Origin of the sequence: Actibacterium ureilyticum, assembly GCF_002285435.1 — a bacterium.
Lineage (GTDB): Bacteria > Pseudomonadota > Alphaproteobacteria > Rhodobacterales > Rhodobacteraceae > Actibacterium_C > Actibacterium_C ureilyticum.
Genome location: NZ_NSBT01000037.1, coordinates 92,569 through 112,275 on the forward strand (window position 1 = coordinate 92,569; position 19,707 = coordinate 112,275).

At 64.9% G+C, this 19,707-nt stretch carries 18 protein-coding genes and 1 tRNA gene; 9 read left to right on the forward strand and 10 right to left on the reverse strand.

The window, feature by feature from the left end; translation table 11 throughout:
• Positions 1 to 29: 29 nt before the first annotated feature.
• The 4 genes from ligA (at position 30) to CLM60_RS13355 (ending at position 5,211) form a co-directional block, all read left to right on the forward strand.
• Complete coding sequence (gene ligA / locus CLM60_RS13345; protein WP_095590698.1) at positions 30 to 2,156, forward strand: NAD-dependent DNA ligase LigA; 2,127 nt, start codon at positions 30 to 32, stop codon at positions 2,154 to 2,156.
• Positions 2,153 to 4,243, forward strand: a complete 2,091-nt coding sequence (gene recG / locus CLM60_RS13350; RefSeq protein ID WP_095589636.1) for an ATP-dependent DNA helicase RecG — start codon at positions 2,153 to 2,155, stop codon at positions 4,241 to 4,243. The genes ligA and recG overlap by 4 nt, the downstream gene beginning before the upstream one ends.
• A gap of 105 nt (positions 4,244 to 4,348) precedes the next feature.
• Positions 4,349 to 4,471 (forward strand): hypothetical protein, encoded by a 123-nt coding sequence (locus CLM60_RS21340; RefSeq protein ID WP_281256700.1) that lies wholly within the window; start codon positions 4,349 to 4,351, stop codon positions 4,469 to 4,471.
• Between the two features lie 296 nt (positions 4,472 to 4,767).
• Positions 4,768 to 5,211, forward strand: a complete 444-nt coding sequence (locus tag CLM60_RS13355) for a GNAT family N-acetyltransferase (protein ID WP_095589637.1) — start codon at positions 4,768 to 4,770, stop codon at positions 5,209 to 5,211.
• Positions 5,212 to 5,294: 83 nt separating this feature from the next.
• Here CLM60_RS13355 and CLM60_RS13360 read toward each other — a convergent pair whose 3' ends face one another.
• Positions 5,295 to 5,747 (reverse strand): iron-sulfur cluster assembly scaffold protein, encoded by a 453-nt coding sequence (locus tag CLM60_RS13360; protein ID WP_095589638.1) that lies wholly within the window; start codon positions 5,745 to 5,747, stop codon positions 5,295 to 5,297.
• 66 nt (positions 5,748 to 5,813) lie between these two features.
• Here CLM60_RS13360 and hisI point away from each other — a divergent pair, with 66 nt between their 5' ends.
• Complete coding sequence (hisI, locus tag CLM60_RS13365; protein ID WP_095589639.1) at positions 5,814 to 6,173, forward strand: phosphoribosyl-AMP cyclohydrolase; 360 nt, start codon at positions 5,814 to 5,816, stop codon at positions 6,171 to 6,173.
• Between the two features lie 43 nt (positions 6,174 to 6,216).
• Here the strand turns inward: hisI and gluQRS are convergent, their stop codons facing one another.
• The 4 genes from gluQRS to gyrA form a co-directional block, all read right to left on the reverse strand.
• Positions 6,217 to 7,059, reverse strand: a complete 843-nt coding sequence (gluQRS, locus tag CLM60_RS13370) for a tRNA glutamyl-Q(34) synthetase GluQRS (protein ID WP_095589640.1) — start codon at positions 7,057 to 7,059, stop codon at positions 6,217 to 6,219.
• Positions 7,056 to 7,667 carry a class I SAM-dependent DNA methyltransferase gene (locus CLM60_RS13375; RefSeq protein ID WP_095589641.1) on the reverse strand — a complete coding sequence of 204 codons (612 nt, stop codon included), beginning with the start codon at positions 7,665 to 7,667 and terminating at the stop codon, positions 7,056 to 7,058. The genes gluQRS and CLM60_RS13375 overlap by 4 nt, the downstream gene beginning before the upstream one ends.
• Before the next feature lie 21 nt (positions 7,668 to 7,688).
• Positions 7,689 to 9,026, reverse strand: a complete 1,338-nt coding sequence (gene trmFO, locus CLM60_RS13380; protein ID WP_095589642.1) for a methylenetetrahydrofolate--tRNA-(uracil(54)-C(5))-methyltransferase (FADH(2)-oxidizing) TrmFO — start codon at positions 9,024 to 9,026, stop codon at positions 7,689 to 7,691.
• A gap of 90 nt (positions 9,027 to 9,116) precedes the next feature.
• Positions 9,117 to 11,852 (reverse strand): DNA gyrase subunit A, encoded by a 2,736-nt coding sequence (gyrA, locus tag CLM60_RS13385; protein ID WP_095589643.1) that lies wholly within the window; start codon positions 11,850 to 11,852, stop codon positions 9,117 to 9,119.
• A gap of 195 nt (positions 11,853 to 12,047) precedes the next feature.
• Here gyrA and CLM60_RS13390 point away from each other — a divergent pair, with 195 nt between their 5' ends.
• Positions 12,048 to 12,317 (forward strand): usg protein, encoded by a 270-nt coding sequence (locus CLM60_RS13390; RefSeq protein ID WP_095589644.1) that lies wholly within the window; start codon positions 12,048 to 12,050, stop codon positions 12,315 to 12,317.
• Positions 12,318 to 13,197: 880 nt separating this feature from the next.
• On the opposite strand, the gene CLM60_RS13395 is transcribed toward CLM60_RS13390, so the two are convergent.
• From CLM60_RS13395 to CLM60_RS13410, 4 genes are all read right to left on the reverse strand, one after another.
• Positions 13,198 to 14,250 carry an ornithine cyclodeaminase gene (locus CLM60_RS13395; protein WP_095589645.1) on the reverse strand — a complete coding sequence of 351 codons (1,053 nt, stop codon included), beginning with the start codon at positions 14,248 to 14,250 and terminating at the stop codon, positions 13,198 to 13,200.
• 10 nt (positions 14,251 to 14,260) lie between these two features.
• A complete protein-coding gene (gene rocF, locus CLM60_RS13400; protein ID WP_095589646.1) occupies positions 14,261 to 15,184 on the reverse strand; it encodes an arginase in 924 nt (307 codons plus the stop codon).
• 125 nt (positions 15,185 to 15,309) lie between these two features.
• Positions 15,310 to 15,774, reverse strand: a complete 465-nt coding sequence (locus CLM60_RS13405; protein ID WP_095589647.1) for a disulfide bond formation protein B — start codon at positions 15,772 to 15,774, stop codon at positions 15,310 to 15,312.
• Positions 15,771 to 16,349, reverse strand: coding sequence for a YqaA family protein (locus CLM60_RS13410; protein ID WP_095589648.1), 579 nt, complete (start codon positions 16,347 to 16,349; stop codon positions 15,771 to 15,773). Before CLM60_RS13410 ends, CLM60_RS13405 begins: the two co-directional genes overlap by 4 nt.
• 136 nt (positions 16,350 to 16,485) lie before the next feature.
• On the opposite strand from CLM60_RS13410, the gene ypfJ reads away from it, so the two are divergent.
• The 3 genes from ypfJ to CLM60_RS13425 all read left to right on the forward strand — a co-directional run bounded on the left by ypfJ (position 16,486) and on the right by CLM60_RS13425 (position 19,087).
• Positions 16,486 to 17,340, forward strand: coding sequence for a KPN_02809 family neutral zinc metallopeptidase (ypfJ, locus tag CLM60_RS13415; RefSeq protein WP_095589649.1), 855 nt, complete (start codon positions 16,486 to 16,488; stop codon positions 17,338 to 17,340).
• A gap of 59 nt (positions 17,341 to 17,399) precedes the next feature.
• A tRNA-Leu gene (locus tag CLM60_RS13420) sits at positions 17,400 to 17,485 on the forward strand.
• 918 nt (positions 17,486 to 18,403) lie between these two features.
• Positions 18,404 to 19,087 (forward strand): Hint domain-containing protein, encoded by a 684-nt coding sequence (locus tag CLM60_RS13425; protein ID WP_176473878.1) that lies wholly within the window; start codon positions 18,404 to 18,406, stop codon positions 19,085 to 19,087.
• On the opposite strand, the gene CLM60_RS13430 is transcribed toward CLM60_RS13425, so the two are convergent.
• Complete coding sequence (locus CLM60_RS13430; RefSeq protein WP_095589650.1) at positions 19,078 to 19,674, reverse strand: nucleotidyltransferase family protein; 597 nt, start codon at positions 19,672 to 19,674, stop codon at positions 19,078 to 19,080. The two genes, CLM60_RS13425 and CLM60_RS13430, sit on opposite strands and share 10 nt — an antisense overlap.
• Positions 19,675 to 19,707: the final 33 nt, after the last annotated feature.

Sequence of the window (19,707 nt, forward strand, 5' to 3'; positions counted from 1 at the left end):
GGCGAATGGCCGGGTCTTTGGGGGACAACATGACGCGAGAGATTGCCGTCGCGGATCTGACCGCGGAACAGGCGCAGGCCGAGCTGGCCGAACTGGCCAAGGCGCTGGCGGCGGCGAACACCGCCTATCACACCGACGACGCGCCCGAGATCTCGGATGCCGATTACGACGCGCTGAAACAGCGCAACGCGGCGATCGAGGCACGCTTTCCCGACCTGAAACGCCCCGACAGCCCCAGCGACCAGGTGGGCGCCGCCCCGGCCGAGGGGTTCGGCAAGGTGACCCACGCGGTGCGGATGCTGTCACTGTCGAACGCGTTCGACGCCGAGGATGTGGCCGAATTCGACCGCTCGATCCGCAAATACCTTGGTCTTGGTGCGGATGACCCGCTGACCTATACCGCCGAGCCCAAGATCGATGGGCTGAGCCTGAGCCTGCGCTACGAAGGTGGCCAACTGGTCCAGGCCGCGACACGGGGCGACGGCGAAACCGGCGAGAACGTCACCGCCAACGCCCGCACCATCGACGACATCCCGACCGTGATCGACGGCGCGCCCGAGGTGCTGGAGGTGCGCGGCGAGGTTTATATGAGCCACGCGGATTTCGCCGCGCTGAACGAACGTCAGGCCGAACGCGGCGGCAAACCCTTCGCCAACCCGCGCAATGCCGCCGCCGGATCGCTGCGGCAGCTGGACGCCGAGATTACCCGCGCCCGCCCGCTGAAATTCTTCGCCTATGGCTGGGGACAACTCAGCGCGCCCATCGCCGACACGCAAAAGGGCGCGCTGGATCAGCTGGGCCGCTGGGGGTTTTCGATCAATCCGCTGACCCGGCTGTGCACCGATATCGACGCGATCCTGACCCATTACGCGGGGATCGAGGAACAGCGCGCGACGCTGGGCTATGACATCGACGGCGTGGTCTACAAGGTCGACGATTTGGCGCTGCAACGGCGGCTTGGCTTCCGGTCGACCACGCCGCGTTGGGCCATTGCGCATAAATTCCCCGCCGAACTGGCCTGGACCCGGCTGGAAGCCATCGACATTCAGGTGGGCCGCACCGGCGCGCTGTCGCCCGTCGCACGGCTGACGCCGGTGACCGTGGGCGGCGTGGTGGTCAGCAACGCCACCCTGCATAACGAGGATTACATCGCCGGGCGCGATTCAGCGGGCAACGCGATCCGCGAGGGCAAGGATATCCGCGTGGGCGACTGGGTGCAGGTCTATCGCGCGGGCGACGTGATCCCCAAGGTGGCCGATATCGACCTGTCGAAACGGCCCGCGGACGCGCAGCCATACCCGTTCCCGACCACATGCCCCGAATGCGGATCCGATGCGATCCGGGAAGAAGGCGACGCGGTGCGCCGCTGCACCGGCGGGCTGATCTGCCCCGCGCAGGCCGTTGAAAAGCTGAAACATTTCGTTAGCCGCGCGGCCTTTGACATCGAAGGGCTGGGCGCGAAACAGGTCGAGATGTTCTATGCCGACGACCAGCTGCCGATCCGGGAGCCCGCCGACATCTTCACCCTGGCCACGCGCGACGCGGCCAACATGACCAAGCTGCGCAACCGCGACGGCTGGGGCGCGAAATCGGCCGAGAACCTGTTCGCCGCCATCGACGAACGCCGCCGCATCCCGCTGAACCGGCTTATCTTCGCGCTTGGCATCCGGCATGTGGGCGAAAGCAGCGCCCAGCTGCTGGCCAACCATTATGGCAGCTGGGCCGCGTTCGAGGGCGCGATGACAAGGGCCGAGGTCGGGCAGGGCGCCGATTGGGAAGAACTGCTGGCCATCGACGGGGTGGGGGCCGTCATGGCGGCCTCGGTTGTGACCGCGCTGCATCAGGGGCCGGAACGGGCGTCGATCGACCGGCTGGTAGCGCAGCTGGATGTTCAGGACGTGGCCGCACCCGACACCGGCGACAGCCCCGTGGCGGGCAAGATCGTCGTCTTCACCGGCGCGCTGGAAAAGATGACACGGGCCGAGGCCAAGGCCCGGGCCGAGGCGCTTGGCGCCAAGGTCTCGGGCAGCGTGTCGTCCAAGACCGACCTGCTGGTGGCGGGTCCGGGCGCGGGGTCCAAGGCGAAGAAAGCCGCCGATCTGGGCGTCGAAACCATTGACGAGGACGCCTGGCTGGCGCTGATCGCGGACGCATGAGCGGACGGCCCGACATCCTGTTTCCGCTTTTCGCGGAGTTGACCGGGCTGGACGGGGTAGGGCCGAAATCCGCCAAGAATTTCGCGCAGATGGGGGTCGAGACCCCGCGCGATCTGTTGTTCACCCTGCCGCATTCGGGCATCGACCGGCGGCGGCAGGCGACGATCCGCGATGTGACACCCGGCGATGTGGCCACGGTCGAGGTCGTGGTGGGCCAGCACCGCCCGGCATCCGGGCGCGGGCGCCCCTATCGCGTGACGGTGCAAGATGCGGAAACCGGGTTTCAGCTGGTCTTTTTCCACGCGCGCGGCGACTATCTGCAAAAGCAGTTGCCGACGGGGCAGCGCCGCGTGGTCTCGGGTAAGATCGAGCTGTTCGACGGCATCGCCCAGATGGTTCATCCCGACCACATCCTGCCCCCCGATCAGGCCGCGGCGATCCCGGAATTCGAGCCAGTCTATCCCCTGACCGCGGGCATCACCCTGCGCACGATCACCCGCGCGGCCACCGACGCCGTGTCCCGCGCGCCCGATCTGGCGGAATGGGCCGATCCCGCGCTGGTCCTGCGCGAGGGGTGGCCCGACTGGCGCGCCGCGCTGCATCAGGCCCATGCGCCCACCAGCCTTGCCGATCTGACGCCCACTGCGCCCGCGCGGCAGCGTCTGGCCTATGACGAGCTGTTTGCGCATCAGCTGACACTGGCGCTGGCTCGGGCGGCGGCCCGGCGCGGGGCGGCCATCGTGACCGAAGGCGATGGAAGGTTGCGGCGCAAGGTGTTGGAATCGCTGCCCTATAAACCCACCGGCGCACAGGTCCGCGCGGTGGAAGAGATCGCCGCCGACATGGCCCAGCCGCGCCGGATGAACCGGCTGTTGCAGGGCGATGTGGGCGCGGGCAAGACGCTGGTCGCGTTTCAGGCGCTGCTGATCGCGGTGGAATCCGGCGGGCAGGGCGTGATGATGGCGCCGACCGAGATCCTGGCGCGGCAGCATCTGGAAAGCCTGCAACCGCTGGCCGAGGAGGCCGGCGTGGTGCTGGAGCTTTTGACCGGCCGCGACAAGGGCAAGGAACGGCAGGCGAAGCTGGCCGCGCTGGCTGCGGGCGACATCCAGATCCTGGTCGGCACCCATGCGGTCTTTCAAAAGGACGTGGTGTTCCGCGACCTGCGACTGGCGATCATCGACGAACAGCACCGCTTCGGTGTGGCCCAACGGCTGGAGCTGTCGGCCAAGGGCCACGGCGCGCATGTGCTGGTGATGACGGCCACGCCGATCCCGCGCTCGCTGAGCCTGGCGCAATATGGCGACATGGATGTGTCGGTGCTGGACGAAAAGCCGCCCGGGCGCAAACCGATCCAGACCGCGCTGGTGTCGACCGGCCGCATGGACGAGGTGGTCGATCACCTTCGCAAGGCCATTGCCGAGGGGCGCCAGGCCTATTGGGTCTGTCCGCTGGTCGAGGAATCCGAGGTTCTGGACATGACCGCCGCCGAGGAACGCTTCAAACGCCTGCGCGCGGCTTTGGGTGACGACGCGGTGGGGCTGGTCCATGGCCAGATGCCGCCCGCCGACAAGGACGCCGCGATGGCGCGGTTCGTGGCCGGTGGGACCAAGGTGCTGGTCGCCACCACGGTGATCGAGGTTGGCGTGAACGTGCCCAATGCCACGATCATGGTGATCGAACGGGCCGAGACATTCGGACTGGCGCAGCTGCACCAGCTGCGCGGGCGCGTGGGGCGGGGCGAGGCGGCCTCGACCTGTTTGCTGATGTACCAATCCCCCCTGACCGAGGGCGGGCGGCGGCGGCTTGAGGTGCTGCGCGAGACCGAGGATGGCTTCCGCATCGCCGAGGTCGATCTGGAAATGCGCGGCGCGGGCGATGTGATCGGCACCGCGCAATCGGGTCTGCCGCGCTTTCGCATCGCCGATCTGGAACGACAGGCGGCGCTGATGGCGGTGGCGCAGAAAGACGCGCGGCGGCTGTTGCTGGATGACCCCGACCTGAGCGGCCCGCGGGGCAAGGCGGCGCGGGTCCTGCTGTGGCTGATGGAACAGGACAAGGCGATCCGTTTGATTTCAGTGGGTTAACGCGCCTGTTCCGATTTGTTCGCGAATGTTCTTAAAAAGTTCTTTACAGAACGTTTCCGATATGAGAACAAAGTAGCAACAGAAATCAAGCAAGGACCGCCCCCCATGCTGACCGACCTGAAAACCGCCCTGTGCCGCAACCCCATGACCGTCGTGAAAGACGCCGCTGGTGCCGTGTCGCTGGTTGTCATCCTGGTGATGGGGCTGCATCTGCCCGGACTTTACTGAACTGCCTGCGGTCTGTTCCGGGCCCGGCGCATCCCTGTCCCCAAACCGATGCGCCCCAACCGGCTTTGCCTGTCCCGCAGCCAAGGGTGACCTCTTTCCCTATTGGCCCGGTTCCCAAACAGACACGCCACTTGCCGCCGCCGTCGCCCCACGACGCGCGGCGGTTTTTTCGCAGGGGCAGTCGCTTATCGGATCAATTCGTAAAAACGCCTGCCGCCTGTAACAGGAACGTCAGTGGCCGCTTTTGCACAGGGGGTGCAAGATGACGCGATGACAATAGGCAGGAGACCATTTGCGTGATCATCAGGACGTTCGTCAAAGATGACATTCCGGAAATGATCGACCTTAGCCGACAACTGGCGAAACATGTCGATGATCCGGAACCAAACCTGACGGCAGAGGCGATTGTCGAACTGGCGTTCGGCAATACCCGTTGGTTCGACGCGCTTGTCGCGGAAGAGAGGCACGGCATCATCGGATTTGCCGCCTTCACCCAGAATTTTGAGTTTCATACGAATTCCAGAACGCTTTTCGTCACGGATCTAGTGGTCAGTGATCAGGTTCGGCGCGCTGGCGTTGGTCAATCCCTTCTGGAAGCGCTGCATCGTATCGCGATCAAGCGAAACTGCAGCGCCATCAAATTCGAAATATGGAAATGTAACGCGCAAGCACATGTGTTCTATGGAAAGCATGGTGCAGAGTGCATTCAAGATGTGGCGCTGATGCGGATAGCCCTCTGATCCACGTTTTATTGCGCCCTTGGAGCCCGCCGCAACCTGCGCAAGAGGGCTCCGTATGCATAAAAGGGATATATTCAGTAGCGTCAGGCGCAAGCCGTCTTATGGGCCGCGTCAAAAGCCGCCAGCGTCGCCTCGAGCGTCAGCATGATCGACGCGTGCCGGTTGGCGTAGTCGCGCGCGGGCAGCAGTACCTCGAACCCGTCAAAGGGCGCATCGGGCACCGGGCCGTTCTCTTTCAGCATGGCTTTCAGCTGGTCGCGGGCGGTTTCGACCTGTGCGCGGGTGCAGCCGATCACATGCGCGCCGACGATGCCCGCCGCCGCCTGGCCCAGCGCGCAGGCTTTCACATCCTGCGCGTAATCGGCGATACGCCCGTCCTGCACCGTGATCGCGACGCTGACGGTCGAGCCGCAAAGCGGCGCGCGTTTCTTGGCCTGGCCATCGGGCGCGGGCAGGGTGCCCAGATGCGGGATATCTGCCGCCAGCGCCAGGATGCGCTGTGAATAGAGCTTAATCAGATCGGCATCGGCGGACATGGCTTTTCCTTGGCGCGTGTTTTCCCTAGATAGCGTTGCAGCGGTCAATTGCAAAGGAATGCGATCATGGGCTTCGATCCAGACATACTTAAGTATGATGCCAACGGGCTGATCCCCGCGATTGCGCAGGATCGGGATGGCGCGGTGCTGATGATGGCGTGGATGAATGCCGAGGCCGTGCGCAAGACGCTGGAGACACGGCGCGTCACCTATTGGTCGCGCTCGCGGCAGGCGTTCTGGATCAAGGGCGAGACCAGCGGGCATGTGCAGGAGCTGGTGGATTTTCGCGTCGATTGCGACCGCGATTGTCTGTTGCTGATCGTGGATCAGACCGGGCCGGCCTGTCACACCAACCGGCGCAGTTGTTTTTATACCGCCGTGCGCGACGGGGACGAGGTCGAGCTGATGGCGCCGATGGCGGATTGATTTTCATGCCTCCGGCGGGAGTATTTTCGCCAAGAAGAAGGGGTCAGAGCCCCACCATGCGGCGGATATCGTCCGGCGTCGCGCCCTCGGCCCGGTACTTGGCGATGGCGCGAGCGTCGTCGCGCTTGGCCAGCCGCTTGCCGTTTTCGTCGCGGATCAGCCGGTGGTGGTGAAAGCGCGGGATCGGATAACCCAGCAGGTGGAACAGCAGGGTGTGGATGCGCGTGGCGTCGAACAGGTCGAGCCCGCGCACCACATCGGTGATGTTCTGTCCGTGATCGTCGACCACGACCGACAGGTGATAGGCGATGCCGCCGCCTTTGCGCGCCACGACCACATCGCCCACCGTTTGGATCATGTCGTCCGCGTCCAGCCGGTGGGTGCCGGCATGGGCGGGGCCGGTTTCGGTGAAGGCGGGCAGGGGCTGCGCGGCCTCTAGCGCGCGGGCCATGTTCAGCCGGATCGCGTCATCGGGGCGGCGGTCTTGCATCGGGCGGTGGCGGCAGGTGCCGGGATAGATCCGCCCATCGGGGCCGTGAGTGGGGGCGCCCTCCTGCGGGGCGCCGGCGGCGGTTTCGATATCGCGGCGGCTGCAGGAACAGGGATAGGTCAGGCCCATGTCCGACAGCCGGTCCAGCGCGGCGCGAAACCGCGGCTCGGAACGGGATTGCCGCAGGATCGGTTCGGGCCAGTCGAGCCCCAGCCAGCGCAGGTCGTCGATGGCCTGTTGTTCGAATTCGGGTTTCGAGCGGACCCGGTCGATATCGTCCATCCGCAGCAGGAACGTGCCGCCCGCCGCGCGGGCCATGTCATGGGCCAGCAGCGCCGAATAGGCGTGGCCCAGATGCAGCGGGCCGGTCGGGGATGGGGCGAAGCGTGTGATCAAAGCCGTTTCAGAACAATGACATCTGATCCCATGTTCATCCCATCCAGATGCGGGCCATGGGCGCGGGACAGGACCGTGACCATGCCCGCATCGACCTGCGCCTGAAGCGCTGTGTCATAGCGGCCATCGGCCAGCGTGGGGTCGTTGAAGGACAGCGCGATCAGCCCGCCGCGCGCCAATGCGTCGATCAGCAGGTTCAGCGTTTCGGGGGGCGCGGCGCCCAGGCTGATGACGCCGGTGGCCACGATGGCGGCATAGGTGCCGGGTTGGGCGGGGACCGTGCCGGGCTGGCTGAGCCGCAGATCGTCATAGATCGCCTTGGGCCGGGCCCGATCCAGCATTTCGGGCGTGATATCGACCCCGTGCAGCCGGGTGAAGCCCACCGCGCGCAGGGCGGCGCCCGAGATGCCCGTGCCGCAGCCGAAATCGAGGATCAGCGCATCCGATGGCAGGTGCGGTTGCAGGGCCTGCGCCAGGCGCAGCGGGGTGTGATAGCCGCCACCGCCCAAATCCGCGTCATAGCTCGCCGCCCAGTCGCGATAGACCGCAATCGTGTCATCGACGCTGCGGTCGGTCCAAAGCTGGGGCGTCATCGGCTTGTCGGTCATGCGCCGCAGCCTAGCGCGGGCTCAGGCGGCAAGCCAGCCCTTCCAATCGGCCTTGGCGCGGTCGGTATAGGCCTTGTAGCGGTCCTTGCGCCCGCGGCGGCCGCCCTTGAGCCCCTCGACCGGGGGGAAGAGGCCGAAATTCACGTTCATCGGCTGAAATGTCTTGGCATCCGCCCCGCCAGTGATGTGGGTCACGAGCGCGCCGGTGGCGGTTGTGGGGGGCACGGGCGGCAGGCTGCGCCCCTGCAATTCGGCCACGGCCAGACGCGCGGCCAGCAGACCCATCGCGGCGCTTTCGACGTAACCTTCGACCCCGGTGATCTGACCGGCAAAGCGGATATGGGGTTTCGATTTCAGCCGCATCTGGTCGTCGAGCAGTGTGGGCGAATTCAGGAAGGTGTTGCGGTGGATGCCGCCCAGCCGGGCGAATTTTGCATCCTGAAGGCCAGGAATGGTCCGGAAAACATCCGTTTGCGCGCCGTACTTCATCTTGGTCTGGAAGCCCACGATATTATAGAGCGTGCCGAGCTTGTTGTCGCGGCGCAGCTGGACGATGGCGTGGGCTTTCACATCGGGTTGATGCGGGTTGGTCAGGCCCACCGGTTTCATCGGCCCGTGGCGCAGGGTCTCGCGGCCGCGTTCGGCCATGACCTCGATCGGGAGGCAGCCGTCGAAATATTTCGCGGTTTCGCCCTCATGGAACTCGGTCCTGTCGGCGGCGAGCAGCGCGTCGATAAAGGCCTCGTACTGGTCGCGGTCCATCGGGCAGTTGAGATAGGCGGTGCGCTCTTCCTCGGTCTCGCCCTTGTCATAGCGTGACTGCATCCAGGCCTGGGACATGTCGATGCTGTCGGCATAGACGATGGGGGCGATGGCGTCGAAAAAGGCCAGCGCGTCGGCGCCGGTCTCGGCCGCGATGGCCGCGCCCAGGGCGCCGGAGGTGAGCGGGCCGGTGGCGATGATCCAGTGGCCGGTCTCGGGCAGGGCTGTGATCTCGCCCGGTTCGACCGTCACCAGCGGATGGGCGCGCAGCCGGTCGGTCACGGCCTGGGAAAACCCGTCGCGGTCCACGGCCAGGGCGCCGCCTGCGGGCAGGCGGGCGTGGTCGGCCATTTCCATGATCAGGCCACCGGCGGCGCGCATTTCCCAATGCAGCAGGCCCACGGCGTTCTGTTCGTCATCGTCGGACCGGAAGGAATTCGAGCAGACCATTTCCGCCAGGTTGCCGGTTTGGTGCGCAAAGGTGCCGACCTTGGGCCGCATCTCGTGGATGATGACGGGGATGCCCGCCTGCGCGGCCTGCCAGGCGGCTTCGGACCCGGCCATGCCGCCGCCGATGATGTGAAGGGGTTCGCTCATACCCGTCCTTTAGGGATATTGGCCCGGAAAGGGAAGTGGGGGGCTGTCTGCCCCCCACGCCCCCCGAGAATAGTTACACCAAGAAGAAGATCAGGCGTCGTCGCCGTTTTCGACATCGTCGCCCTGATCGGCGATCCAGGCGACGCTCACGACCTCTTCGCCCTTGGAGGTGTCGAAGACCTTGACCCCGCCGGCGCTGCGCGAGCGGAACGAGATGCCGTCGACAGGGCAGCGGATCGATTGGCCGGTCGAGGTGGCCAGCATGATCTGGTCGTCGATCTCGACCGGGAAGCTGGCGACGACGCGGCCGCCGCGCATGGCTTTGTCGATGGCCTGTACGCCTTGGCCGCCACGTCCGCGGATGGGATAATCGTGGCTGGAGCTGAGCTTGCCCGAGCCGCCGGCGGTGATGGTCAGGATCAGATCCTCGGCCGCCGACATTTCGGCGTAGCGTTCGGGGCTGAGCTGGCCGCCTTCGACCGCGTCTTCGTCATCCTGCGGCTCGTCATCGGTCAGACCCGCCATCAGGCGGCGCTGTTTCAGATAGGCGGTGCGTTCCTCGGGCGTGGCTTCGAAGTGGCGGATCACCGCCATCGACACCATGCTGTCATCGCCCGACAGGCGGATGCCGCGCACGCCCGTGGAATCGCGGCCCTTGAAGACGCGCACATCCGTGGTGGGGAAGCGGATCGCCCGCCCGCCCGATGTGACCAGCATCACATCGTCATTTTCCGTACAGATCCGGGCGTTTACCAGCAGAACCTCATCTGGCAGCTTCATTGCGATCTTGCCGTTGGATTTCACATTGGTGAAATCGCTCAGCGCATTGCGGCGCACATCGCCGGCGCTGGTGGCAAAGACGATCTGCAGGTCGGACCATTCGTCCTCGGGCCGGTCGACAGGCATGATCGCGGCGATGCTGACGCCCGACGGGATCGGCAGGATATTGACGATCGCCTTGCCCTTGGACGTGCGGCCACCCTGCGGCAGACGCCAGGTCTTCAGCTTGTAGACCATGCCATCGGTTGTGAAGAACAGCAGCTGCGTATGGGTGTTGGCGACGAAGAGGGTGGTGACCACGTCCTCTTCCTTGGTCTGCATGCCGCTGAGGCCCTTGCCGCCGCGACGTTGGGCGCGGAAATCGACCAGCGGGGTGCGCTTGATATAGCCGCCCGAGGTGACGGTGACGACCATATCCTCGCGCTCGATCAGGTCCTCGTCTTCCATGTCGCCCGACCAGTCGATGATCTCGGTCCGGCGGGGGACGGCGAACTGGTCGCGCACCTCGCGCAGCTCATCCGCGATGATGCCCATGATCCGTTCGCGCGAGCGCAGAATATCCAGGTATTCCTTGATCTTACCGGCCAGTTCTTCAAGTTCGTCGGTGACTTCCTTCACGCCGATCTGGGTCAGGCGTTGCAGGCGCAGATCCAGGATCGCGCGGGCCTGGATTTCCGACAGGTTATAGGTGCCGTCATCGTTCATCGTGTGGGTCGGGTCGTCGATCAGACGGATGTAATCGGCAATGTCATGCGCGGGCCAGCGGCGTTCCATCAGCTTGACGCGCGCCTCGGCCGCGTCGGCGCTCGACCGGATCGTGGCAACGACCTCGTCCACGTTCGATACCGCAACCGCCAGACCGCACAGAATATGGCTGCGCTCGCGCGCCTTGCGCAGGTCGAACGCGGTGCGGCGCGCCACAACTTCCTCGCGGAAGCTGATGAAATAGCTGAGGAATTTCTTCAGCGTCAGCTGCTCGGGCCGACCGCCGTTCAGGGCCAGCATATTGGCCCCGAAGGATGTCTGCATCGGCGTAAACCGGAACAGCTGGTTCAGCACGACCTCGGCCGTGGCATCGCGTTTCAGCTCGATCACCACGCGGACGCCGACGCGGTCGGATTCGTCCTGAACATGGCTGATGCCTTCGATCTTCTTGTCGCGGACCATCTCGGCGATCTTTTCGATCATCGAGGCCTTGTTCACCTGATACGGGATCTCGTCGATGATGATCGCATAGCGGTCCTTGCGGATTTCCTCGATCCGGGTCTTGGCGCGGATGATAACGCTGCCGCGCCCCTCCAGATACGCTTTGCGCGCGCCGGAGCGGCCCAGGATGATGCCGCCCGTGGGAAAATCGGGGGCGGGGACGTATTGGATCAGATCTTCGTTTTCCAGGTCGGGGTCGTCGATCAGCGCCAGGGTGGCGTCCACGACCTCGCCCAGGTTGTGGGGCGGGATGCGGGTGGCCATGCCGACAGCGATGCCCTCGGCGCCATTGACCAGCATGTTGGGATAGCGCGCGGGCAGGACGGTGGGCTCGCGGTCCTTGCCGTCATAGTTGTCCTGAAAATCGACGGTCTCTTTTTCGATATCCGCCAGCAGGGATGCGGCGGGCTTGTCCATCCGCACCTCGGTATAGCGCATGGCCGCCGGGTTATCGCCATCCATCGAGCCGAAATTGCCCTGACCGTCCAGCAGCGGCAACGACATCGAGAAATCCTGCGCCATCCGCACCAGCGCGTCATAGATCGCTGAATCCCCGTGCGGGTGGTATTTCCCCATCACGTCGCCCACGGGCCGCGCGGATTTGCGATAGGGCTTGTCATGGGTGTTGCCGGTTTCGTGCATGGCGAACAGGATGCGCCGATGCACCGGTTTCAGCCCGTCGCGCAGGTCGGGAATGGCCCGGCTGACGATCACGCTCATCGCGTAATCGAGGTACGAGGATTTCATCTCCTCCTCGATGGCGATCGAGGGGCCGTCGTAAATCGGGCGCTCGGGGCCGTTTTCGTCTTCGTTTTCAGGGGTTTCCGGCGTGTCGTTCACGTGTTTTTCCGCTCGTTGCCAAGAACTCTATATCTTGTTGCCGCCACTATATCCGATCCCGGATATTGGGTGCAATGGTCTGGCGGCCGATTGTGTCCCGAAATACACGATCCGGCGATAAGCCTCTGTTTTTCTTGCCCCGTGGCGGGGATGTGGCAAGATCGGATGTGGGGAGAAACGGTTGAAGGAGACCCCATGGACAGATCCGAGACAGAGTTGATGCTGAACGGATACGGGCTGACGACAGCGGAATTTTTCTATCACATGCCCGATTACACCCATGTCCTGAACACGTTCATCTGGCAGGACTATGACCTGGCGCCCGACCATCCGCGCCTGTTCAAGTTCATCGAATTCTGGCAGGCCGAGATCGAAGGCCCCCTGCATTCGGTGCGTTTCACCCACCGCAAGATGATCGGCCCCGGCGAATGGCGCAGCGTGGTCGGCGAATTCACGCTGCATTAGGCGGGCGCGCCAAGGGGTGCGGCGACGGGTGACTGGTCAGACGCGCCGCGCTGTGTTTTGCTGAAGGGGCAAGGTGGCGATCCATCGGGGGGCGTGATGGGCATCGGACGGGTATCGGCTGTGACGGCGGCGGGGCTGCTGGTGGCGCAGATGGCGGGCGCGGCGCAGGTCACGCTGACCTATGACATCGATCAGCAACCCTATTACGCCTTCGACCCCTGCGCCGGTGTGGCCCAGGCGGGGCCGGTCACCGGCAACATGCCCAATCAATGCCTTTACGGGATCGAACCCGAATATGTCCTGCTGGGCGATGACGGGTTCAACGAGACCGCGCGGATCACGGCCGATCCCGGCTATGTGTTCGATCTGTTGTCGGCGGATCTGTTTGCCATTGCCACGGGCGAGCGGATTTCGGTCGCCGCGGTCGATGCCTATTCCATGATCTACGAAAACCTGACCGAGGATGAGCGCGAGGGGCCGGTCCACGGCGTCTATTACCCCGGCGAATGGCCGTTGGCGTTTCTGGCCGAACAGACCGGTTATGCGGTCGAGGGCGACCCCGAAAGCGGGTTGCGGGTGGATGGCTATCGCAATGGGACCCTGGTGGCGCAGCAGATCTTTCAGGCGGGCGGCAGCGCCGTTGCCTTTGACCCTGCGTTTGCCGGGCTGGACCGGGTGACCTTCACGGCGACGAATGGCGGTGGGCTTTACGGCTTTCCGGGCTTCATCTCGTCCGCCATCGTGGACGACTATTACTATGCCTGTCAGGACAGCTGCCTGTCGGCGGCGTTTGACAATGTGGTGCTGCGGGTGTCACCGGTGCCGCTGCCAGCCGCCGGGCTTCTTCTGCTCGGCGGGCTGGCTGGATTGGCGGCCGGGGTCAGGCGCCGGCGCGCATCACCATGCCGAACAGGTCGCGCGGATCGTCGGGATCGGCCAGCAGGTCAAGCTGGTCGTAAAGCCCGGTGTCGCGCAGGTGGTCGCGCACGAAGCGCAGGGCGCTGAAATCCTCGATCGCGAAGCCCACACTGTCGAACAGGGTGATCTGGCGCGCGTCGCGGCGGCCCGGCGCGGTGCCGGTCAGCACCTGCCAGAACTCGGTCACGGCGTGATCCTCGGGCAGTTGCTGCAACTCGCCTTCGATCCGTGTCTGGGGCGGGTATTCCACGAAGATGTCCGAGCGCAGCAGGATATCCTGATGCAGTTCCGTCTTGCCCGGGCAGTCGCCGCCGATGGCGTTGATATGCACGCCGCTGCCGACCATGTTGTCGGTCAGGATCGTGGCATATTGCTTGTCGGCAGTGCAGGTGGTGATGATCTGCGCGCCCTCGATCGCGGCCTCGGCGCTGGTGCAGGGCACCAGGGTCAGACCGCTGCCCGCCAGGTTGCGCGCGGCCTTTTCGGTGGCCGCCGGGTCGATGTCGTAAAGCCGCACCGTGTCGATGCCGCAGATCGCCCGAAAGGCCAGCGACTGGAATTCCGACTGCGCGCCATTGCCGATCATCGCCATGGTCGTCGCCCCCTTGGGCGCCAGGTGCCGCGCCACCAGGGCCGAGGTCGCGGCGGTGCGCAGGGCGGTCAGGATCGTCATTTCCGACAACAGCACCGGATAGCCCGTCGCCACATCGGCCAAAAGCCCAAAGGCGGTAACGGTTTGGCGGCCTTTCTTCATGTTCTTGGGGTGGCCGTTCACGTATTTGAAACCATAGACCTCGCCGTCCGAGGTCGGCATCAGCTCGATCACCCCTTCGGCGGAATGGCTGGCGACGCGCGGGGTCTTGTCGAACAGCTCCCACCGGCGGAAATCGGCCTCGATATAATTGGCCAGCCCGGTCAGAAAGGCATCGATGCCGATCCGATGGACCAGCCGCATCATGTTGTCGACGCTGACGAACGGGACGAGCGCCAGGTCAGAGGCTTCGGTTTGGGTCATATCACAATCCTCAGGCGGGTCGGGTGGGTCGGTCAAAGACGGACCGACCAAAGAGCGAAGCGCACAGATCCACCATCAGGCGGGCGGTGCCGCCGCGCACATCCAGAAACGGGTTGAGTTCGACCAGGTCGAGCGACGTGACAAGCCCGCTGTCGTGCAACAGCTCCATCACCAGATGGGCTTCGCGGAAGGTGGTGCCGCCGGGCACGGTCGTGCCAACGGCTGGCGCAATGTCCGGTTCCAGAAAATCCACGTCGAAAGAGACATGTAGCAGCCCGCCTTCATCCGCGACACGTTGCAGGAACGCCTTTAGCGGGGCGGCGATCCCCTGTTCGTCGATCCCGCGCATGTCGTGGGCGGCGACGGGCAGGCTTTGCAATATCTGGCGTTCCGCCGGATCGACAGAGCGCAGCCCCAGCAGACAGATCCGCTCTGCCGGAACAGTGGCGGGCAGTTTCAGAAACGCATCGAACCCCGGTTGCCCGGTGACATAGGCCAGTGGCGTGCCGTGCAAGTTGCCCGATGTGGTCGTCAGTGGCGTGTGAAAATCGCTGTGGGCGTCCAGCCACAGCACAAAAAGCGGTCGGCCTGCATCCTTGGCATGGGCCGCCACGCCCGCCACGGTGCCAAGCGACAGCGCGTGATCGCCGCCCATGAAGATCGGAAAGCCCTGCGCCATGGCGCGTTCGGCCACCGGCATCAGCGCGCGGGTCCAGGCGACGGTCTCACGCAGCCGGTAAAGCGGCGGCGTATCGGGGATGTCGGGCGTGTCGGGGTCGGGGGCGACATCGCCCTGATCGGTGACGGTCAGCCCAAGGTCGCACAGCGCCTGTGCCAGCCCCGACACGCGCAGCGCATCGGGCCCCATTCGGCAGCCCGGCTGGCGCGCACCGCTTTCGACCGGCGCCCCGATCAACACACATTCCTGTCCCATGTCCCGCTCGTCTGTTCGCCTCGTTCCGCACAACATGACAGAGGCGATTGCGCATCATGAAGGGGGCAATCTGCGCAAAATGTCGGGAATATTTATCAAAATGGCGGGGCGCTGCGCCGTTTTGGTCAGGCGCGCCGCGCCGCCAGCAGCCACAGCCCCACCAGCATCGCCGACCACAGCGCGTTCCAGCTGGCCATCGACAGGCCCAGCATCTCCCACGCGACCTGATCGCACAGGACCAGCTGCGGCGCGGTGTCGACGCTCAGCAGATCGCTGCCCGACAAACCGCTCAGCCCCGGCCCGGACGAGGTGCAGGACGACGGCCCCTCCCACCAGTCGCGCTCGACCCCGGTGTGATAGATGCCCAGCCCGCTGGTCACCGCCGCCGCCAGCGCGCCCAGCAGCGGCAGCGCGGGGCCGCGCAGCATCAGCGCGACGATCCCGATCAGCACGGCGGCCGCATGGGGCCAGCGTTGCCACAGGCACATCGCACAGGGCGCCAGACCGCCCAGATGCTGGAATGCAAAGGCCCCGGCCAGCAGCAGCGCCGATCCGCCAAAAGCCAACACGATCAGGGTGTTGCGCGTCATAGATACTTCACCAGATAGAACCCGCCCAGCAGAATCACGACAAACAGCGTGAACATAAGACCCAGCCGTCTTTCGATGAAATCACGAATGGGTGTGCCGAATTTCCACAACAGCGCCGCCACCACGAAGAACCGCAAGCCACGGGCGATGATGCTGGCGATCAGGAAGATGCCCAGGTTCAGCCCGGTCGAGCCCGACAGGATCGTGATGACCTTGAACGGGAAGGGCGTGACGCCCGCGATCAGCACCGCCCAGGCGCCCCATTCATTGTAGCGGGCCGAGAAATCGTCGAAATAGGCGTCCTTGCCATAGAACTCCAACACCGGGCGTCCCACGCTTTCGAACAGGCCCCAGCCGATGTAATAGCCCAGCAGCCCGCCCAGCACCGACGCGACCGTGGCCACACCCGCGATGACGAACGCGCGCGAGGGGCGGGCGATGATCATCGGGATCATCAGGATGTCGGGGGGGATCGGAAAGACCGAGCTTTCGACGAAGGCCACGAAGGCCAGCGCCCACAGGGCATGACGGCTGTCGGCCAGCGACAGGGTCCAATCGTAAAGTTTGCGAAGCATCAATGTTGGCGCCTTGAACTATATACTGTCCCTGCTTGAGCATGGCGCAGGGGGTAAGGTCAAGCCGCTCTTCCCCTTGAAAAGGGCGCGGGCCCCGTATCAGATGGGAAACCGACAGACATGGGGGACAATCGGCATGAGATGGCAGGGACGGCGCGGCAGCCGCAATATCGAGGATCGGCGCCGCAGCGGCGGTGTGGCGCGCACGGGCGGGATCGGTGGTATCGGGCTTATCGCGGTGCTGGCGATCGGCTATTTCCTGGGGGTCGATGTGCGCCCGCTGTTGCAGGGCACCGGGACCGGCCAGGTGCAGACGACCGGTGGCGGCCAGATCACCGCCGCCGACGAAAAGGCCGGGCAGTTCGTATCGGTCGTGCTGGCCGATACCGAAGCGGTCTGGGACGAGATCTTTCGCCAGCAGCTGGGGCGCCAGTATGATCAGCCCACGCTGGTGCTGTTCAAGGGCGCGACCGCGTCGCCCTGCGGCGGGGCCAATGGCGCCTCGGGGCCGTTTTACTGTCCGGGCGACCGCAAGGCCTATCTGGACACCGATTTCTTCGCGACAATGGAACGGCGCATGGGCGCGGGGGGCGATTTCGCCGCGGCCTATGTGGTGGCGCATGAGGTTGCCCATCACGTTCAGAACGAGCTGGGCATCCTGTCCAAGGCCAACCAGATCCGCGCGCAGGTGGGACAGGCCGATTCCAACCGGATCTCGGTCATGATCGAGCTTCAGGCCGATTGCTATTCCGGGATCTGGGCCCGCCATGTCGAGGAACGCTTCGGCGCGCTGGAACGCGGCGACCTGAAAGAAGCGCTGAACGCTGCACGCCAGATCGGCGACGACACGCTGCAACGCAATGCCGGGCGCCGTCCGATGCCGCATACCTTTACCCATGGCACGTCGGAACAGCGGCAGCGCTGGTTCGCCACGGGCTATGAAACCGGCCGGCTGGAGGCCTGCGATACGTTCGGCGCCGAGCGGCTGTGACGGGCCGCACGTTCTGCAATTGACCACACGGGCCGGGCGGGCTAAACCGCAGATCGCTGGCCCGAGTGGCGGAATGGTAGACGCAGGGGATTCAAAATCCCCCGATGGCAACATCGTGAGAGTTCGAGTCTCTCCTCGGGCACCAGCATAACCCGATCTCCCGATCTTAAGGTTTCGTTTAGCGCGATTCGCGGATTTCCGCCGTCTGTCCGTTTTTTGACGCCATCAATGGCGGGAATCGGTCAAGACTGATGCGAAAGTAAAAACACTGAAATACTGCGCTTCATCTTGTGGTTGTGCGGACGTAAAAAATCCAACTTGACTGCGGATTGTTCACGCTGAATCGACAAAAAGCCCGAAAACGCCGGTAAATGGCAGGTCAACACATCCCTGGCGTGCAGAACTGTTTCGAAAATGCGGTTTATCAAACTGAACAGTTTGAAAAGAGCGGGGCTGTGTGCGCGATCCGGAAACAATGCCGATTTTCAAACCTGTCCTTTCGGGCAGGTATGTGGCCAAATTTGGGCAACACCCCGGTCTGGATTGCCTTACCCCCCTGATTTTGGCCTTTGTGCGCTGCGGGCGGCGGGCTAGAAATGACCTGCCCGACACGAGACGAAGATCGATGTTCTCGCGGCGGCCACACGTGGAAGACGCATCAGAAGATGCGCAAAGGTACGGGTGCGCGGACGGGGTGACAAACCCATCGAACGTGCGTTTCCGACGCGAAATCTGCCAACCGCCATTCTGCGGTTTTCGCTTCGGAAAATCGGAATAGGACACCTTTGCAGCGCTTCTGAACCATGTGTGCCCCCAGGAACGTCCGCGTTTCGTCGGCGGGTCAGGAGGTGTGAGACAGCCAGATGCAAGAAATGCGTCTTGGGTAGCGTAGGCGATGCTTTGAGTTTTTTTGACCAGTGGGAATAGGGGAAGATCCGTTTCTCTGGCGTCTCACACACTCCTGTGTTTTCGGCCCCTGGCGGGGCAGTGTTCAAGTCGGCCCCGGGGGCGGGGTTTTGGTAACGGTGTCCGGGGGTGAGTGCCGGACAGGGGGTGGGGAAAGATGACGCAGAACCTGCAATCCGTTGCGGGGGCGGCGGAAGGATCCGGCAGGATCCGCGACGCATTTCACGACAATTCGACCATGGCCGGGGCGGTGACGCCCTGTTTCACGCCGGGAACCGCCATCGCGACGCCGGTGGGCGAGCGCCCGGTCGAGGATCTGCGCCCCGGCGATCAGGTGATCACCCGCGACAATGGCATCCAGACGATCCGCTGGACCGGGCGCCGCGATCTGGCCGCCGAACAGCTGGCGCGGGCAGCCGATCTGCAACCGGTGCTGTTGCGGCGCGGGGCCCTGGGCGACGGTCTGCCCGAGCGCGACATGATGCTGAGCCCCAATCACCGGGTGCTGGTCGCCAACGACCGCACCGCGCTTTATTTCGCCGAGCAGGAGGTCTTTGCCGCGGCGAAATATCTGATCAATCACAAGGGGATCGAGGGGGCGGGGCCGCGCCCCGTGCGCTATGTCCATTTCATGTGCGACCGGCACGAGGCGGTGCTGAGCAACGGCTGCTGGACCGAAAGCTTTCAGCCCTCGGGCGCGGCGTTGCAGGGGATGGGCAACGCGCAGCGGACCGAGATCCTGGATCTGTTTCCCGAGTTGCGCAAGGCGTCGGATGACGCGGCCTTTCCGACCGCCCGGCGCGCCCTGTCCGAGGCCGAGGCGCGCGCGCTTCAGCGCTGACGCGCCTCCCACGCCTGCCAATCCTCTGGCGTGTCCAGATCGCGCAGCGCGCGGTCGTCCGGCAGCGCGATCAGGTCTGCGTCCTCGGCCGTCAGGATCGCCTTGGCGCCGGTGTCCCCGGTCAGCGCCGCAATCGCGGGGCAAAGCCGCCGGGGCAGGATCACCGGATGGCCCGCGCGCCCATCGGGCGTGGCCGCGCGGCAGACCCGGTCGGGCGCCCCCACGAAGCACGCAATCAGCCGGTTCATATCCGCCGTGGTGATATCGGGCATGTCGGGCAGGGCGATCAGCAGCCCCGCAAGGGCCGGCTCGCCCAGACAGGCCGCGGCACCGGCGCGGAGCGATGCGCTCATCCCCTGGGTCCCGTCGATATCCGTCAGGGTCACGCGCGGCGCGGCGGCCAGCGTCCTGCGCCGCGCGGGCCGGTCGTGGGGCAGGGTGACCAGCACCTTTTGCCCCGTACCGCGCGCCCGCGCCACTTGGCGGGTCAGCAGCGGTTGCCCGTCCACCATGCGCAGCAATTTATCGTCGCCGCGCATGCGCGACGATTGCCCCGCGGCGGGGATCAGGATCAGCAGCCGTGTCATGGGCGCAGTCTAGCCCGCCCGACCGGTGGCGCA

What these genes read in the sequence shown, in the direction of transcription:
- CLM60_RS13410 (WP_095589648.1), bottom strand. Translation starts at nt 16,349, where the DNA reads ATGCTTCGCAAACTTTACGATTGGACCCTGTCGCTGGCCGACAGCCGT.
- CLM60_RS13425 (WP_176473878.1), top strand. Translation starts at nt 18,404, where the DNA reads ATGACGCAGAACCTGCAATCCGTTGCGGGGGCGGCGGAAGGATCCGGC.
- CLM60_RS13395 (WP_095589645.1), bottom strand. Translation starts at nt 14,250, where the DNA reads ATGACCCAAACCGAAGCCTCTGACCTGGCGCTCGTCCCGTTCGTCAGC.
- recG (WP_095589636.1), top strand. Translation starts at nt 2,153, where the DNA reads ATGAGCGGACGGCCCGACATCCTGTTTCCGCTTTTCGCGGAGTTGACC.
- CLM60_RS13360 (WP_095589638.1), bottom strand. Translation starts at nt 5,747, where the DNA reads ATGTCCGCCGATGCCGATCTGATTAAGCTCTATTCACAGCGCATCCTG.
- CLM60_RS13390 (WP_095589644.1), top strand. Translation starts at nt 12,048, where the DNA reads ATGGACAGATCCGAGACAGAGTTGATGCTGAACGGATACGGGCTGACG.
- trmFO (WP_095589642.1), bottom strand. Translation starts at nt 9,026, where the DNA reads ATGAGCGAACCCCTTCACATCATCGGCGGCGGCATGGCCGGGTCCGAA.
- CLM60_RS13375 (WP_095589641.1), bottom strand. Translation starts at nt 7,667, where the DNA reads ATGACCGACAAGCCGATGACGCCCCAGCTTTGGACCGACCGCAGCGTC.
- CLM60_RS13405 (WP_095589647.1), bottom strand. Translation starts at nt 15,774, where the DNA reads ATGACGCGCAACACCCTGATCGTGTTGGCTTTTGGCGGATCGGCGCTG.
- CLM60_RS21340 (WP_281256700.1), top strand. Translation starts at nt 4,349, where the DNA reads ATGCTGACCGACCTGAAAACCGCCCTGTGCCGCAACCCCATGACCGTC.
- ypfJ (WP_095589649.1), top strand. Translation starts at nt 16,486, where the DNA reads ATGAGATGGCAGGGACGGCGCGGCAGCCGCAATATCGAGGATCGGCGC.
- CLM60_RS13430 (WP_095589650.1), bottom strand. Translation starts at nt 19,674, where the DNA reads ATGACACGGCTGCTGATCCTGATCCCCGCCGCGGGGCAATCGTCGCGC.
- ligA (WP_095590698.1), top strand. Translation starts at nt 30, where the DNA reads ATGACGCGAGAGATTGCCGTCGCGGATCTGACCGCGGAACAGGCGCAG.
- rocF (WP_095589646.1), bottom strand. Translation starts at nt 15,184, where the DNA reads ATGGGACAGGAATGTGTGTTGATCGGGGCGCCGGTCGAAAGCGGTGCG.
- hisI (WP_095589639.1), top strand. Translation starts at nt 5,814, where the DNA reads ATGGGCTTCGATCCAGACATACTTAAGTATGATGCCAACGGGCTGATC.